12 protein-coding genes, 1 tRNA gene and 1 pseudogene are annotated in these 15,664 nt (G+C 57.9%); all 14 read left to right on the forward strand.

Features of this window, described 5'->3' with window-relative positions; translation table 11 throughout:
* Window positions 1–131 (forward strand): annotated as a pseudogene (locus F6X59_RS27965) (elongation factor Tu); the annotation flags it as partial.
* 54 nt (window positions 132–185) lie between these two features.
* A tRNA-Trp gene (locus tag F6X59_RS27970) sits at window positions 186–261 on the forward strand.
* 44 nt (window positions 262–305) lie between these two features.
* On the forward strand, window positions 306–674 hold the full coding sequence (gene secE, locus F6X59_RS27975) for a preprotein translocase subunit SecE (protein WP_152959299.1): 369 nt from the start codon (window positions 306–308) through the stop codon (window positions 672–674).
* Window positions 675–683: 9 nt separating this feature from the next.
* Entirely contained in the window at window positions 684–1,217 is a 534-nt protein-coding gene (nusG, locus tag F6X59_RS27980; RefSeq protein WP_003255501.1) for a transcription termination/antitermination protein NusG, read from the forward strand.
* A 119-nt stretch (window positions 1,218–1,336) separates the two neighbouring features.
* Complete coding sequence (gene rplK / locus F6X59_RS27985) at window positions 1,337–1,768, forward strand: 50S ribosomal protein L11 (protein WP_003255500.1); 432 nt, start codon at window positions 1,337–1,339, stop codon at window positions 1,766–1,768.
* Window positions 1,768–2,463, forward strand: coding sequence for a 50S ribosomal protein L1 (gene rplA / locus F6X59_RS27990; RefSeq protein ID WP_054893557.1), 696 nt, complete (start codon window positions 1,768–1,770; stop codon window positions 2,461–2,463). The genes rplK and rplA overlap by 1 nt, the downstream gene beginning before the upstream one ends.
* A 198-nt stretch (window positions 2,464–2,661) precedes the next feature.
* Window positions 2,662–3,162, forward strand: a complete 501-nt coding sequence (gene rplJ, locus F6X59_RS27995; protein ID WP_346654217.1) for a 50S ribosomal protein L10 — start codon at window positions 2,662–2,664, stop codon at window positions 3,160–3,162.
* Between the two features lie 77 nt (window positions 3,163–3,239).
* The gene (gene rplL, locus F6X59_RS28000) at window positions 3,240–3,605 is read left to right on the forward strand and encodes a 50S ribosomal protein L7/L12 (protein ID WP_003255496.1); all 366 of its coding nucleotides are present in this window, start codon (window positions 3,240–3,242) and stop codon (window positions 3,603–3,605) included.
* 219 nt (window positions 3,606–3,824) lie between these two features.
* The gene (rpoB, locus tag F6X59_RS28005) at window positions 3,825–7,898 is read left to right on the forward strand and encodes a DNA-directed RNA polymerase subunit beta (protein ID WP_152959300.1); all 4,074 of its coding nucleotides are present in this window, start codon (window positions 3,825–3,827) and stop codon (window positions 7,896–7,898) included.
* A 64-nt stretch (window positions 7,899–7,962) separates the two neighbouring features.
* Window positions 7,963–12,162, forward strand: coding sequence for a DNA-directed RNA polymerase subunit beta' (gene rpoC, locus F6X59_RS28010; RefSeq protein ID WP_152959301.1), 4,200 nt, complete (start codon window positions 7,963–7,965; stop codon window positions 12,160–12,162).
* A 211-nt stretch (window positions 12,163–12,373) separates the two neighbouring features.
* Complete coding sequence (rpsL, locus tag F6X59_RS28015) at window positions 12,374–12,745, forward strand: 30S ribosomal protein S12 (protein ID WP_003255492.1); 372 nt, start codon at window positions 12,374–12,376, stop codon at window positions 12,743–12,745.
* Window positions 12,746–12,851: 106 nt separating this feature from the next.
* The gene (gene rpsG, locus F6X59_RS28020; protein ID WP_003246741.1) at window positions 12,852–13,322 is read left to right on the forward strand and encodes a 30S ribosomal protein S7; all 471 of its coding nucleotides are present in this window, start codon (window positions 12,852–12,854) and stop codon (window positions 13,320–13,322) included.
* A 30-nt stretch (window positions 13,323–13,352) separates the two neighbouring features.
* Window positions 13,353–15,500 carry an elongation factor G gene (gene fusA, locus F6X59_RS28025; protein ID WP_152959302.1) on the forward strand — a complete coding sequence of 716 codons (2,148 nt, stop codon included), beginning with the start codon at window positions 13,353–13,355 and terminating at the stop codon, window positions 15,498–15,500.
* A 31-nt stretch (window positions 15,501–15,531) separates the two neighbouring features.
* On the forward strand, window positions 15,532–15,664 hold a 133-nt coding region (locus F6X59_RS28030; protein ID WP_256671882.1), incomplete at its 3' end, for a GTP-binding protein.

The raw sequence follows: 15,664 nt of genomic DNA on the forward strand, positions 1-15,664 counted from the left end.
TGCCAGGTGACAACATTCAGATGACTGTTACCCTGATCAAGACCATCGCAATGGAAGACGGTCTGCGCTTCGCTATCCGTGAGGGCGGTCGTACCGTCGGCGCCGGCGTCGTAGCAAAAATTATTGAATAAGTAGTTGATTTACTTGATCAGGCCGGTATAATGGCCGGCCTGATACAGCGTTACAGGTCAGTAGCTCAATTGGCAGAGCGACGGTCTCCAAAACCGTAGGTTGGGGGTTCGATTCCCTCCTGACCTGCCATTTCACCTCGGTGTGATGGCTTTCTTCTTACAGGATCCTCCTCGATGACCCCCAAAACTGAAGCCCAAGAATCGCGTTTTGATCTGTTCAAGTGGCTGGCTGTAGTGGCTTTGGTGGTTGTTGGCGTTGTGGGTAATCAGTATTACTCCGCCTCTCCGATCCTGTACCGCGTCCTTGCACTTCTCGCCCTGGCTGCTGGCGCAGGCTTTGTAGCTCTGCAGACTGCGAAGGGTAAGTCGTTCTTTGCGTTGGCGAAGGAAGCTCGTACCGAGATCCGTAAAGTCGTGTGGCCGACCCGCCAGGAAACCACCCAGACCACGCTGATTGTCGTGGCTGTCGTGCTGGTTATGGCACTGCTGCTGTGGGGTCTTGATTCCCTGCTCGGCTGGGCGGTCTCCCTGATCGTTGGCTAAAGGTGTCCCGTGGCTAAGCGTTGGTATGTTGTGCATGCTTACTCGGGTTACGAGAAGCATGTAATGCGCTCCCTGATCGAGCGTGTGAAGCTGGCTGGCATGGAAGACGGTTTCGGCGAGATTCTGGTCCCGACCGAAGAAGTCGTTGAAATGCGCAACGGCCAGAAGCGCAAGAGTGAGCGCAAATTCTTCCCTGGCTATGTACTGGTCCAGATGGAGATGAACGAAGGGACTTGGCACTTGGTCAAGGACACCCCTCGTGTGATGGGCTTTATCGGTGGTACTGCAGACAAACCTGCTCCGATTACCGATAAAGAAGCTGAGGCTATCCTGCGTCGCGTTGCCGACGGTAGTGACAAGCCGAAGCCGAAGACGCTGTTCGAGCCGGGTGAAGTGGTTCGAGTCATTGACGGTCCGTTCGCTGACTTCAATGGTAGTGTCGAAGAGGTTAACTACGAAAAGAGCCGCCTTCAGGTTGCAGTGCTCATTTTCGGTCGCTCTACTCCGGTGGAGCTCGAGTTCAGCCAGGTCGAAAAGGTCTAGGCGGACGAAGCATCCCATACCCCGCAGCCATGTGTGCTGCGGGGTTTTGTCGTCACTGGGATAAAACGCAAGTCATCCGGGGAGCCAATAGGCGTTCGTACCCGATTTTGGAGTAGCTCATGGCTAAGAAGATTCAGGCTTACATCAAGCTGCAAGTTAAGGCCGGCCAGGCCAACCCAAGCCCACCCGTCGGTCCAGCTCTGGGCCAACACGGTGTGAACATCATGGAGTTCTGCAAGGCCTTCAACGCCCGTACTCAGGGTCAAGAAGCCGGCCTGCCGACTCCAGTGATCATCACTGTCTACAGCGACCGTAGCTTCACCTTCGAGACCAAGAGCACCCCTGCCTCGGTTCTGCTGAAGAAAGCTGCTGGCCTGACCAGTGGTTCGGCTCGCCCGAACACCGTTAAAGTCGGTACCGTTACCCGTGCTCAGCTGGAAGATATCGCCAAAGCTAAACAGGCTGATCTGACCGCCGCTGACCTGGACGCAGCTGTACGCACCATCGCTGGCTCTGCCCGCAGCATGGGCCTGAACGTGGAGGGTGTGTAATGGCTAAGCTGACCAAGCGCCAAAAGGCAATCGCCGAGAAAATCGAAGCAGGCAAGGCCTACAACTTCGAAGAAGCCGCAACCCTGCTCGCTTCGCTGCCGGCTGCCAAATTCGTAGAATCCTACGACATCGCCGTTAACCTCGGTGTTGACCCGCGTAAATCCGACCAGGTCGTTCGTAGCGCTACCGTGCTGCCACACGGCACTGGCAAGACCGTACGTGTTGCTGTCTTCACCCAGGGTCCAGCTGCTGAAGCCGCTCTGGCTGCCGGCGCTGACCGCGTAGGTATGGACGATCTGGCTGCCGAAATGAAAGGCGGCGACCTGAACTATGACGTCGTCATCGCATCGCCTGATGCCATGCGCGTTGTGGGTCAGCTGGGTCAGGTTCTGGGTCCTCGCGGCCTGATGCCTAACCCGAAAGTTGGTACCGTGACTCCAGACGTAGCCACTGCCGTGAAAAACGCCAAGGCTGGTCAGGTTCGCTACCGTACCGACAAAAACGGTATCATCCACACGTCCGTTGGCAAAATCGGCTTCGAAGCTGACAAGCTGAAGGAAAACGTTGAGGCCCTGATCGCTGATCTGAAGCGTATCAAGCCGGCTTCTTCGAAAGGTATCTACGTCAAGCGCGTTACCCTGAGCACCACCATGGGCCCAGGTCTGATCATCGATCAGAGCTCGCTGAACGTGTAAGAACTTGGTGGCGCGACCTGTCGCGCCACCTGCAAAAATTGGGGTCCCTGCCTGGCGGGGGCTATCCAAGACCGTAGGCGGCGCAAGCCTTAAAACTCCAGCCCACGCAGATGGTGCTCCCGATTCGTTTACCGAATCAGACACCAAAACGACATCCGGCTTCGGCCAGATGAAACGGTAAAAACCAGGAGTAAACCCGTGGCAATTAAACTCGAAGACAAGAAGGCCATCGTCGCTGAAGTCAACGAGGCTGCCAAAGTCGCTCTGTCCGCTGTCGTGGCCGATGCCCGTGGTGTGACTGTAAGCGCAATGACCGGACTCCGTAAAGAGGCCCGCGAAGCAGGCGTATACGTACGTGTCGTACGTAACACCCTGCTCAAGCGCGCTGTTGAAGGCACCGAATTTTCGATCCTCAACGACGCGTTCAAAGGCCCGACCCTGATTGCTTTCTCCAACGAACACCCGGGCGCTGCTGCTCGTCTGTTCAAAGAGTTCGCCAAGGGTCACGACAAGTTCGAGATCAAGGCAGCTGCGTTTGACGGCAATTTCATTGCAGCGAACCAGATCGACGTGTTGGCTACCCTGCCGACCCGCGACGAAGCTATTGCACGACTGATGAGCGTTATTCAAGGCGCCACCAGCAAGCTGGCTCGTACTCTGGCAGCCATTCGCGACCAGAAAGAAGCTACCGCTGCCTAAGGCACGCGAATTCTTTCAAAATCATACGTTTAATTTGATGGCTGCGTAGGCTGTCACCCCAATACAGGATTTAAGTCATGTCTCTGACTAACGAACAAATCATCGAAGCAATCGGCCAGAAAACCGTTCTGGAAGTTGTTGAGCTGATCAAAGCTATGGAAGAAACCTTCGGCGTTACCGCTGCTGTTGCCGCTGCTGGCCCAGCTGCTGCTGCTGCCGTTGTTGAAGAGCAGACCGAGTTCAACGTTGTTCTGGTTGAAGCCGGCGACAAGAAAGTGAACGTGATCAAAGCCGTTCGCGAACTGACCGGTCTGGGCCTGAAAGAAGCCAAAGAGAAAGTCGATGGCGCTCCTCAGGTTGTAGCTGAAGGCGTTTCGAAAGAAGCCGCTGAAGACGCTAAGAAGAAGCTGGAAGAAGCAGGCGCTAAAGTCGAGCTGAAGTAATTTCGACTTTGCGATGCCAGCCCGAGCGTTGAGCGAAAGGCTGATGGCTGGTGGCTTATGCCACCGGCCTTTTTCCGTTATTGGTGGCTGGTCAAGCCGGCCCCGATAACACGCTGCAAGACACCCATGTGGGTGCGCAAACCAAGGGGTTTGCACGATTTTCTGGCTGCTCCCGCCGGGAGAAGCCAAACAAGCAGGTGACCAAGCTGGGGAACGCTGATGGCTTACTCATACACTGAGAAAAAACGTATCCGCAAGGACTTTAGCAAGTTGCCGGACGTCATGGATGTGCCATATCTTCTGGCCATCCAGCTGGATTCGTATCGCGAATTCCTGCAAGCGGGAGCATCCAAGGATCAGTTCCGTGACGTCGGCCTGCACGCGGCCTTCAAGTCGGTATTCCCGATCATCAGCTACTCCGGCAATGCTGCCCTGGAGTACGTAGGCTACCGCCTGGGCGATCCCGCCTTCGATGTGAAGGAATGTGTCCTGCGTGGCGTGACCTTCGCGGTCCCACTGCGGGTCAAGGTGCGCCTGATCATCTTCGACAAGGAATCGTCGAACAAAGCGATCAAGGACATCAAAGAGCAAGAAGTCTACATGGGTGAAATCCCACTGATGACTGAGAACGGTACCTTCGTTATCAACGGTACCGAACGAGTAATCGTTTCCCAGCTGCACCGTTCGCCTGGTGTGTTCTTCGACCACGACCGTGGCAAGACGCACAGCTCCGGCAAGCTGCTGTACTCCGCTCGTATCATCCCTTACCGCGGTTCGTGGCTGGACTTCGAGTTCGACCCGAAAGACTGCGTGTTCGTGCGTATCGACCGTCGCCGCAAGCTGCCGGCCTCGGTGCTGCTGCGCGCGCTGGGTTACAGCACGGAAGAAGTGCTCAACACCTTCTACACCACCAACGTATTCCATATTTCCGGCGAAAAACTCAGCCTGGAACTGGTGCCTCAGCGTCTGCGTGGTGAAGTCGCGGTCATGGACATCCATGACGAAAGCGGCAAGGTGATTGTCGAGCAGGGCCGCCGTATTACTGCGCGTCACGTCAATCAGCTCGAGAAGGCTGGTGTCAGCCAGCTGGACGTGCCGATGGAATACGTCCTCGGTCGCACCACCGCCAAGGCCATCGTTCACCCGGCCACCGGCGAAATCCTGGCCGAGTGCAACACCGAGCTGACTACCGATCTGCTGATCAAGATCGCCAAGGCTCAGGTTGTCCGCATCGAGACCCTGTACACCAACGACATCGACTGCGGTCCGTTCATCTCGGATACCCTGAAGATCGACACCACCAGCAACCAGCTGGAAGCCCTGGTCGAGATCTATCGCATGATGCGTCCAGGCGAGCCGCCGACCAAGGATGCTGCCGAGACCCTGTTCAACAACCTGTTCTTCAGCGCCGAGCGTTACGACCTGTCCGCCGTTGGCCGCATGAAGTTCAACCGTCGTATCGGTCGTACCGAGATCGAAGGTTCGGGCGTGCTGAGCAAGGAAGATATCGTCGAGGTTCTGAAGACCCTGGTTGATATCCGTAACGGCAAAGGCATCGTCGACGACATCGACCACCTGGGTAACCGTCGCGTTCGTTGCGTCGGCGAGATGGCCGAAAACCAGTTCCGCGTTGGCCTGGTGCGTGTTGAGCGTGCGGTCAAGGAACGTCTGTCGATGGCCGAAAGCGAAGGCCTGATGCCGCAAGACCTGATCAACGCCAAGCCGGTAGCGGCGGCGGTGAAAGAGTTCTTCGGTTCCAGCCAGCTCTCGCAGTTCATGGACCAGAACAACCCGCTCTCCGAGATCACCCACAAGCGCCGCGTTTCCGCACTCGGCCCTGGCGGTCTGACCCGTGAGCGCGCAGGCTTCGAAGTCCGTGACGTACACCCGACCCACTACGGCCGCGTGTGCCCGATCGAGACCCCTGAAGGTCCGAACATCGGTCTGATCAACTCCCTGGCAGCCTATGCCCGCACCAACCAGTACGGCTTCCTGGAAAGCCCGTACCGCGTGGTGAAGGAAGGCGTGGTCAGCGATGACATCGTGTTCCTGTCGGCCATCGAAGAAGCGGATCACGTGATCGCTCAGGCTTCGGCCGCGATGAACGAGAAGAAGCAGCTGATCGATGAACTGGTAGCGGTTCGTCACCTGAACGAATTCACCGTCAAGGCGCCGGAAGACGTCACCCTGATGGACGTTTCGCCGAAGCAGGTTGTTTCTGTTGCGGCGTCGCTGATTCCGTTCCTCGAGCACGACGACGCCAACCGTGCGTTGATGGGTTCGAACATGCAGCGTCAGGCTGTACCAACCCTGCGTGCCGACAAGCCGCTGGTAGGTACCGGCATGGAGCGCAACGTTGCCCGTGACTCCGGTGTTTGCGTGGTTGCTCGCCGCGGTGGTGTGATCGACTCGGTCGACGCCAGCCGTATCGTCGTTCGCGTCAATGACGACGAAGTCGAGACCGGTGAAGCCGGTGTAGATATCTACAACCTGACCAAGTACACCCGTTCTAACCAGAACACCTGCATCAACCAGCGTCCGCTGGTGAGCAAGGGTGACAAGGTTCAGCGCAGCGACATCATGGCCGACGGCCCGTCCACCGACATGGGTGAACTGGCACTGGGTCAGAACATGCGCATCGCGTTCATGGCGTGGAACGGCTTCAACTTCGAAGACTCCATCTGCCTGTCCGAGCGTGTGGTTCAGGAAGACCGCTTCACCACCATCCACATCCAGGAACTGACCTGTGTGGCGCGTGACACCAAGCTTGGCCCAGAGGAAATCACTGCGGACATCCCGAACGTGGGTGAAGCCGCACTGAACAAGCTGGACGAAGCCGGTATCGTCTACGTAGGTGCTGAAGTCGGCGCTGGCGACATCCTGGTCGGCAAGGTCACGCCAAAAGGCGAAACCCAGCTGACTCCGGAAGAAAAACTGCTGCGCGCAATCTTCGGTGAGAAGGCCAGCGACGTTAAGGACACCTCCCTGCGCGTGCCGACCGGCACCAAGGGTACCGTCATTGACGTACAGGTCTTCACCCGTGATGGCGTAGAGCGCGACAGCCGCGCCCTGTCCATCGAGAAGATGCAGCTGGACGAGATCCGCAAGGACCTCAACGAAGAGTTCCGCATCGTCGAAGGTGCAACCTTCGAGCGTCTGCGTGCTGCCCTGAACGGCCAGGTGGTCGACGGTGGCGCGGGCCTGAAGAAAGGCACCGTGATCACTGACGAAGTGCTGGACGGTCTGGAGCACGGCCAGTGGTTCAAACTGCGCATGGCCGAAGATGCACTGAACGAGCAGCTGGAAAAGGCTCAGCAGTACATTGTCGACCGCCGCCGTCTGCTGGACGACAAGTTCGAAGACAAGAAGCGCAAGCTGCAGCAGGGCGATGACCTGGCTCCAGGCGTACTGAAGATCGTCAAGGTCTACCTGGCAATCCGCCGTCGCATCCAGCCGGGTGACAAGATGGCCGGTCGTCACGGTAACAAGGGTGTCGTCTCGGTGATCATGCCGGTAGAAGACATGCCCCACGACGCCAACGGTACTCCGGTCGACGTCGTACTGAACCCGCTGGGCGTACCTTCGCGTATGAACGTCGGTCAGATCCTCGAAACCCACCTGGGCCTCGCGGCCAAAGGTCTGGGCGAGAAGATCGACCGCATGATCGAAGAGCAGCGTAAAGCCGCTGAACTGCGCACCTTCCTCACCGAGATCTACAACGAGATCGGTGGTCGTCAGGAGAACCTGGAAGAGTTCACCGACGAAGAGATCCTCGCCCTGGCGAACAACCTGAAGAAAGGCGTGCCAATGGCCACCCCGGTCTTCGACGGTGCCAAGGAGCGTGAGATCAAGGCCATGCTGAAACTGGCAGACCTGCCAGAAAGCGGCCAGATGGTGCTGTTCGACGGCCGTACCGGCAACAAGTTCGAGCGTCCTGTGACCGTTGGTTACATGTACATGCTCAAGCTGAACCACTTGGTGGACGACAAGATGCACGCGCGTTCCACTGGTTCCTACAGCCTGGTCACCCAGCAGCCGCTGGGCGGTAAGGCGCAGTTCGGTGGTCAGCGTTTCGGGGAGATGGAAGTGTGGGCGCTGGAAGCATACGGCGCGGCATACACCCTGCAAGAAATGCTCACAGTGAAGTCGGACGACGTGAACGGCCGTACCAAGATGTACAAGAACATCGTGGATGGCGATCACCGTATGGAGCCGGGCATGCCCGAGTCCTTCAACGTGTTGATCAAAGAGATCCGTTCGCTCGGTATCGATATCGATCTGGAAACCGAATAACACGTGACGCGAAGGGGAGTGGGGCAGGTAATGCCCGCTCCCTGCTCCGCCAGGAGGAAAGGCCTTGAAAGACCTACTGAATTTGCTGAAAAACCAGGGTCAAGTCGAAGAGTTCGACGCCATCCGCATCGGTCTGGCGTCGCCTGAAATGATCCGTTCGTGGTCGTTCGGTGAAGTTAAGAAGCCGGAAACCATCAACTACCGTACGTTCAAGCCTGAGCGTGACGGCCTGTTCTGCGCCAAGATCTTTGGCCCAGTCAAGGACTACGAGTGCCTGTGCGGCAAGTACAAGCGCCTCAAGCACCGCGGTGTGATCTGCGAGAAGTGCGGCGTTGAAGTTGCCCTGGCCAAGGTTCGTCGTGAGCGCATGGCGCACATCGAACTGGCCTCGCCGGTTGCCCACATCTGGTTCCTGAAGTCGCTGCCGTCCCGTATCGGCCTGCTGATGGACATGACCCTGCGTGATATCGAGCGCGTGCTCTACTTCGAGAGCTATGTCGTTATCGATCCGGGCATGACCACCCTCGAGAAGGGTCAGCTGCTGAATGACGAGCAGTATTTCGAAGCGCTGGAAGAGTTCGGTGACGACTTCGATGCCCGCATGGGTGCCGAGGCTGTCCGCGAGCTGCTGCACGCTATCGACCTGGAGCACGAGATCGGTCGCCTGCGCGAAGAGATTCCGCAGACCAACTCGGAAACCAAGATCAAGAAGCTGTCCAAGCGCCTGAAGCTGATGGAAGCTTTCCAGGGCTCGGGCAACCTGCCTGAGTGGATGGTCCTGACCGTCCTGCCAGTGCTGCCGCCGGACCTGCGTCCGCTGGTACCGCTGGATGGTGGCCGCTTCGCGACTTCCGACCTGAACGACCTGTATCGTCGGGTGATCAACCGTAACAACCGTCTGAAGCGCCTGCTTGATCTGTCGGCGCCGGACATCATCGTGCGCAACGAAAAGCGCATGCTGCAGGAAGCGGTCGACGCCCTGCTGGACAACGGCCGTCGCGGTCGCGCCATCACTGGCTCGAACAAGCGTCCGCTGAAGTCCCTGGCCGACATGATCAAAGGTAAGCAAGGTCGCTTCCGTCAGAACTTGCTCGGTAAGCGTGTGGACTACTCCGGCCGTTCGGTGATTACCGTAGGCCCGACCCTGCGTCTGCACCAGTGCGGTCTGCCGAAGAAGATGGCCCTTGAGCTGTTCAAGCCGTTCATTTTCGGCAAGCTGGAAATGCGTGGTCTGGCGACCACCATCAAGGCTGCCAAGAAGATGGTCGAGCGCGAGCTGCCTGAGGTGTGGGACGTGCTCGCCGAGGTGATCCGCGAACACCCCGTACTGCTCAACCGTGCGCCGACCCTGCACCGTCTGGGTATCCAGGCCTTTGAACCGGTTCTGATCGAAGGTAAGGCTATCCAGCTGCACCCGCTGGTCTGTGCCGCGTACAACGCCGACTTCGACGGTGACCAGATGGCCGTTCACGTGCCGCTGACCCTGGAAGCCCAGCTCGAAGCGCGCGCGCTGATGATGTCGACCAACAACATTCTGTCGCCAGCCAACGGTGAGCCAATCATCGTTCCGTCGCAGGACGTTGTACTGGGTCTGTACTACATGACCCGTGAAGCCATCAACGCCAAGGGCGAAGGTCGCGTGTTCGCTGACCTGCAGGAAGTCGACCGCGTATTCCGCGCCGGCGAAGCTGCCCTGCACGCGAAAATCAAGGTTCGTATCAACGAAACCGTGAAAGACCGTGATGGCAGCATCACCAAGAACACCCGTATCGTCGACACCACCGTCGGCCGTGCGCTGCTGTTCCAGGTTGTACCGGCAGGCCTGCCGTACGACGTGGTGAACCAGCCGATGAAGAAGAAGGCGATCTCCAAGCTGATCAACCAGTGCTACCGCGTGGTTGGTCTGAAAGAGACCGTTATCTTCGCTGACCAGCTGATGTACACCGGCTTCGCTTACTCGACCATTTCCGGCGTTTCCATCGGTGTTAACGACTTCGTTATCCCGGACGAGAAGGCCCGCATCATCGGTAACGCTACCGACGAAGTGAAGGAAATCGAGAGCCAGTACGCCTCCGGCCTGGTAACCCAGGGCGAGAAGTACAACAAGGTCATCGACTTGTGGTCGAAGGCGAACGACGAAGTGTCCAAGGCGATGATGGCCAACCTCTCGAAAGAGAAGGTCATCGACCGCGAAGGCAACGAAGTCGACCAAGAGTCCTTCAACTCGATGTACATGATGGCTGACTCGGGTGCGCGGGGTTCCGCAGCCCAGATCCGTCAGCTGGCCGGTATGCGTGGCCTGATGGCCAAGCCGGACGGCTCGATCATCGAGACGCCGATCACCGCGAACTTCCGTGAAGGTCTGAGCGTACTCCAGTACTTCATCTCGACCCACGGTGCTCGTAAGGGTCTGGCGGATACCGCACTGAAGACTGCGAACTCCGGTTACCTGACTCGTCGTCTGGTAGACGTTGCACAAGACTTGGTCGTGACCGAGATCGACTGCGGCACCGACCAGGGCCTGCTGATGACTCCGCACATCGAAGGCGGCGACGTTGTAGAGCCGCTGGGTGAACGTGTACTGGGCCGTGTAATCGCCCGTGACGTGTTCAAGCCAGGCACCGAGGACGTCATCGTTCCGGCCGGTACCCTGGTCGACGAGCAGTGGGTTGAGTTCATCGAGCTGAACAGCATCGACGAAGTGATCGTGCGTTCGCCGATCAACTGCGAAACCCGCTTCGGTATCTGCGCCAAGTGCTACGGTCGCGACCTGGCTCGCGGTCACCAGGTGAACATCGGTGAAGCTGTCGGCGTTATCGCTGCACAGTCGATCGGTGAACCGGGTACCCAGCTGACCATGCGTACGTTCCACATCGGTGGTGCTGCAAGCCGTACTTCGGCTGCCGACAGCGTCCAGGTGAAGAACGGCGGTATGGTGCGTCTGCACAACCTGAAACAGGTTGAGCGTGCCGACGGTAATCTGGTTGCCGTATCCCGTTCGGGCGAGCTGGCCATTGCCGACGAATTCGGTCGTGAGCGTGAGCGTTACAAGCTGCCTTACGGTGCGGTGATTTCGGTCAAGGAAGGTGACAAGGTCGAAGCTGGCGCCATCGTCGCCAAGTGGGACCCGCACACCCACCCGATCGTTACCGAGCTGAAAGGTACCGTGACCTTCGTGGGCATGGAAGAAAACATCACCATCAAGCGTCAGACCGATGAACTGACCGGCTTGACCAACATTGAAGTACTGGACGTCAAGGATCGCCCTGCCGCAGGCAAGGAAATCCGTCCGGCAATCAAGATGGTCGACGCTGCTGGCAAGGACCTGTACCTGCCAGGTACCGACGTACCTGCCCAGTACTTCCTGCCAGCTAACGCCTTGGTTGGTGTAGCTGACGGTGCACAGATCGGTGTTGGTGACGTTATCGCGCGTATCCCGCAAGAAACGTCGAAGACCCGTGACATCACCGGTGGTCTGCCACGCGTTGCCGACCTGTTCGAAGCGCGCCGTCCGAAAGAAGCCTCGATTCTGGCTGAAGTCAGCGGCACCATCGCGTTCGGTAAAGAGACCAAGGGCAAGCGTCGTCTGGTCATCACTCCGACCGACGGCAGTGATCCGTACGAAGAGCTGATTCCGAAGTGGCGCCACCTGAACGTCTTCGAAGGCGAACAGGTAAACCGCGGCGAAGTTATCTCCGACGGCCCGAGCGATCCGCACGACATCCTGCGTCTGCTGGGTGTGAGCGCGCTGGCGAAGTACATCGTCAACGAGATCCAGGACGTTTACCGTCTGCAAGGCGTTAAGATCAACGACAAGCACATCGAGACCATCCTGCGTCAGATGCTGCGCAAGGTCGAGATCGCCGAGTCGGGTGATTCCAGCTTCATCAAGGGCGACCAGATGGAACTGACCCAGGTGCTGATGGAAAACGAGCGCCTGGCTGGGGAAGACAAGTTCATCTCCAAGTTCACTCGCGTGCTGCTGGGTATCACCAAGGCCTCGCTGTCGACCGAGTCGTTCATCTCCGCGGCTTCCTTCCAGGAAACCACCCGCGTACTGACCGAAGCGGCGGTAACCGGCAAGCGCGACTACCTGCGCGGCCTGAAAGAGAACGTGGTCGTGGGTCGTCTGATCCCGGCTGGTACCGGTCTGGCCTACCACAGCGAGCGCAAGCGTCGCCGTGATGCCGACAAACCGCTGCGCGTAAGTGCCAGTGAGGTGGAAGCCGCACTGACCGAAGCGCTGAATTCCAGCGGTAACTAAGTACAGGGCAGGGCCCCGGCAAGCCTCGAACGACCCTCGGCGACATGAAATGTTGCCGATGATCGGGCGAGGAGGGCCGGGGCCTCGTCTTGACTGGGTGCAAGATCCTCCGTAGACTTTTGTACCCTTAAATTTGGTGAGGCTCCGTCTCGCCAATTTTTGGCTTTCTTGCAAGACAATAGAGTCGCAAGACAATCAGTGGAGCTAGTAGATGGCAACTATCAACCAGCTGGTACGTCAGCCGCGCAAGCGTTCGGTCGAGAAGTCCGACGTTCCTGCGCTGCAGAACTGCCCGCAGCGTCGTGGCGTGTGCACCCGTGTGTACACCACCACGCCGAAAAAACCTAACTCGGCACTGCGTAAAGTATGCCGTGTGCGTCTGACCAACGGTTTCGAGGTTTCCTCGTACATCGGTGGTGAAGGCCACAACCTGCAAGAGCACAGCGTCGTCCTGATTCGTGGCGGCCGTGTAAAAGACTTGCCAGGTGTTCGTTACCACACCGTTCGCGGCTCTCTGGATACTTCGGGCGTTAAAGGCCGTAACCAGGGTCGTTCGAAATACGGTACCAAGCGTCCGAAGTAATCGGCCGTTTGCAGACATCCATTTTTTTGAGTCGATAAGAGTAAGGTCGGGCAGGGGTCGAAGACCCACGTCCCGGGCTAACCTGAAGACCGTTTGAGGGCTTATCATGCCAAGACGTCGTGTAGCAGCAAAACGTGAGATCCTTGACGATCCGAAGTACGGATCCCAGATCCTCGCCAAGTTCATGAACCACGTGATGGAAAGCGGCAAGAAGGCCGTAGCCGAGCGCATCGTTTACGGTGCCCTGGATACCGTCAAAGCACGCAAGAACAGCGACCCCCTGGAAATCTTCGAGAAAGCTCTCGACGCCATCGCTCCGCTGGTCGAAGTTAAGTCCCGCCGTGTAGGCGGTGCCACTTACCAGGTTCCGGTTGAAGTTCGTCCATCCCGTCGTAACGCTCTGGCAATGCGCTGGCTCGTAGACTACGCCCGCAAGCGCGGCGAGAAGTCGATGGCTCTGCGCCTGGCCGGCGAACTGCTGGATGCTGCCGAAGGCAAAGGTGCTGCAGTCAAGAAGCGTGAAGACGTGCACCGTATGGCTGAAGCCAACAAAGCGTTCTCGCACTACCGCTTCTAATTCAAGCATCAATCATTTTGCGAGGGCTTTATGGCTCGTACTACAGCAATTAACCGCTACCGTAACATCGGTATCTGTGCCCACGTTGACGCGGGCAAGACTACCACTACCGAGCGGATCCTGTTCTACACAGGTCTGAGCCACAAGATGGGCGAGGTGCATGACGGCGCCGCGACCACCGACTGGATGGTGCAGGAGCAGGAGCGCGGTATCACCATTACCTCCGCTGCCGTTACCACCTTCTGGAAAGGTTCCCGTGGTCAGTACGACAACTACCGCGTAAACGTCATCGATACCCCCGGCCACGTTGACTTCACCATTGAAGTAGAGCGTTCGCTGCGTGTACTCGACGGCGCGGTCGTTGTGTTCTGCGGTACCTCCGGCGTTGAGCCGCAGTCCGAAACCGTATGGCGTCAGGCCAACAAGTACGGTGTTCCACGTGTTGTTTACGTGAACAAGATGGACCGTGCTGGTGCCAACTTCCTGCGCGTTATCGGCCAGATCAAGAACCGCCTGGGTCACACCCCGGTTCCGGTCCAGCTGGCTATCGGTGCAGAAGACGACTTCCAGGGTCAGGTTGACCTGATCAAGATGAAAGCCATCTACTGGAACGACGACGACAAAGGTACTACCTACCGCGAGGAAGAGATTCCTGCTGAGCTGGTGGACCTGGCCAACGAATGGCGCAGCAACATGGTCGAGGCTGCTGCCGAGGCCAACGAAGAGCTGATGAACAAGTACCTTGAAGAAGGTGACCTGTCCGTCGAAGAAATCAAGGCTGGTCTGCGCGCCCGTACCCTGGCGAGCGAGATCGTTCCTGCTGTCTGCGGTTCCTCGTTCAAGAACAAGGGCGTTCCCCTGGTTCTCGACGCCGTTATTGATTTCCTGCCTGCGCCAACCGAGATCCCTGCGATCAAGGGTATCCACCCTGATCTGATCGACGTGCCGAAGGACGAAGTCACGCCAGAGCAGTACGACGAGCGTCCTGCTGACGACAACGAGCCGTTCTCGGCCCTGGCGTTCAAGATCGCCACCGACCCGTTCGTTGGTACTCTGACCTTCGTTCGCGTTTACTCGGGCTTCCTGACCTCCGGTGACTCCGTCATCAACTCGGTCAAGGGCAAGAAAGAGCGCGTTGGTCGTATGGTTCAGATGCACGCCAACCAGCGTGAAGAGATCAAGGAAGTACGTGCAGGCGACATCGCTGCTCTGATCGGCATGAAGGACGTCACCACCGGTGACACCCTGTGCAACGCCGACAAGCCGATCATCCTTGAGCGTATGGACTTCCCTGAGCCGGTGATTTCGCTCTCCGTAGAGCCGAAGACCAAGGCTGACCAGGAGAAGATGGGTATCGCACTGGGCAAGCTGGCCCAGGAAGACCCGTCGTTCCGCGTCAAGACCGACGAAGAAACCGGCCAGACCATCATCTCCGGTATGGGTGAGCTGCACCTGGACATTCTCGTTGACCGCATGAAGCGCGAGTTCAACGTCGAGTGCAACGTCGGCAAGCCGCAGGTTTCGTACCGCGAGAAGATCACCAAGTCCAACGTCGAAATCGAAGGTAAGTTCGTTCGTCAGTCGGGTGGTCGTGGTCAGTTCGGTCACTGCTGGATCCGTTTCTCGGAGCCAGACGTCGACGAGAAGGGCAACATCACCGAAGGTCTGGTGTTCACCAACGAAGTCGTTGGTGGTGTGATTCCTAAGGAATTCATCGCCCCGATCCAGAAGGGTATCGAAGAGCAGATGAAGAACGGCGTTGTTGCCGGTTATCCGCTGCTCGGCCTGAAGGCTACGGTATTCGACGGTTCGTACCACGACGTCGACTCCAACGAAATGGCGTTCAAGATCGCCGCTTCGATGGCGACCAAGCAACTGGCCCAGAAGGGCGGTGGCGTGGTGCTTGAGCCGATCATGAAGGTCGAAGTTGTAACCCCGGAAGATTACCTGGGTGACGTGATGGGTGACCTGAGCCGTCGTCGTGGGATGATCCAGGGTAATGAAGACTCGGTGTCCGGCAAGGTAATCACTGCTGAGGTACCGCTGGGAGAGATGTTCGGTTACGCAACCGACGTTCGTTCCATGTCTCAGGGTCGCGCAAGCTACTCCATGGAATTCTCGAAATACGCTGAAGCTCCGTCGAACATCGTCGAAGCTCTCATTAAAAAACAAGGCTGATTCAGCCCCTTTAGGCTAGGAGTTCACTGTCGTGGCTAAAGAAAAATTTGATCGTTCCCTTCCCCACGTTAACGTCGGCACCATCGGCCACGTTGACCACGGTAAGACCACTCTGACCGCAGCTCTGACTCGCGTCTGCTCCGAAGTTTTCGGTTCGGCCGTCG

Source organism: Pseudomonas sp. MN1F, assembly GCF_009391885.1.
In the GTDB taxonomy this organism is placed as follows: domain Bacteria; phylum Pseudomonadota; class Gammaproteobacteria; order Pseudomonadales; family Pseudomonadaceae; genus Aquipseudomonas.

Bases quoted from the DNA above. Each gene is read 5' to 3' on its own strand.
- secE (WP_152959299.1), top strand. From the start codon at position 306: ATGACCCCCAAAACTGAAGCCCAAGAATCGCGTTTTGATCTGTTCAAG.
- rplK (WP_003255500.1), top strand. From the start codon at position 1,337: ATGGCTAAGAAGATTCAGGCTTACATCAAGCTGCAAGTTAAGGCCGGC.
- rplA (WP_054893557.1), top strand. From the start codon at position 1,768: ATGGCTAAGCTGACCAAGCGCCAAAAGGCAATCGCCGAGAAAATCGAA.
- rplL (WP_003255496.1), top strand. From the start codon at position 3,240: ATGTCTCTGACTAACGAACAAATCATCGAAGCAATCGGCCAGAAAACC.
- rpoB (WP_152959300.1), top strand. From the start codon at position 3,825: ATGGCTTACTCATACACTGAGAAAAAACGTATCCGCAAGGACTTTAGC.
- rpsL (WP_003255492.1), top strand. From the start codon at position 12,374: ATGGCAACTATCAACCAGCTGGTACGTCAGCCGCGCAAGCGTTCGGTC.
- rpsG (WP_003246741.1), top strand. From the start codon at position 12,852: ATGCCAAGACGTCGTGTAGCAGCAAAACGTGAGATCCTTGACGATCCG.
- fusA (WP_152959302.1), top strand. From the start codon at position 13,353: ATGGCTCGTACTACAGCAATTAACCGCTACCGTAACATCGGTATCTGT.